We start from the raw sequence: 443 nt of genomic DNA, 5'->3' as shown, positions 1-443 counted from the left end.
GTATGGAACACACAGCAGTTACGACCAAGACCTATAGCCTCATCAGGTGCTATAGGTTTGTTAATTTGCGTTGTAGTTAAATCTAAGCGTTCTGACAGTTGGTCGAGCGTGTATGGTTGCTCACATAGAATATGGGTGCGCCAATTCTTATGTACGGCATTCTTAGTCATTAGCCCACTGTAGTTAATATCTGCGTTTAATGCAGCTCTAAGAGCCAAATACACCGCATTACCGTATTTTATGGGCTTATCGTTACTTGCGTTAGTCTGGTAAATTGGAGTTAGTAATTTATAAATATAATGAGCATGTCCATTTGCAGGATTTTCTACAATCAAGTTAGGCATAGGTACGCCCACCATTGAATAAAAGAAATCAATGTATGCTGTTGGGTAATCCAGATCAAAAACAAAGAAATGTGTGTAATAGGGATGATTAGGCTGAAT

1 protein-coding gene is annotated in these 443 nt (G+C 38.8%); it reads right to left on the bottom strand.

The annotated features are described in order from the left end of the window. Positions 1-443, bottom strand: a 443-nt coding sequence (locus ACLF5H_RS37355; protein ID WP_421680413.1) for a replication initiation protein, incomplete at both ends; no start/stop codon positions are given.

Source organism: Streptomyces sp. LaBMicrA B280, assembly GCF_049222185.1.
In the GTDB taxonomy this organism is placed as follows: Bacteria; Actinomycetota; Actinomycetes; order Streptomycetales; family Streptomycetaceae; genus Streptomyces; species Streptomyces murinus.
This window is presented reverse-complemented; position numbering and strand designations above follow the sequence as displayed.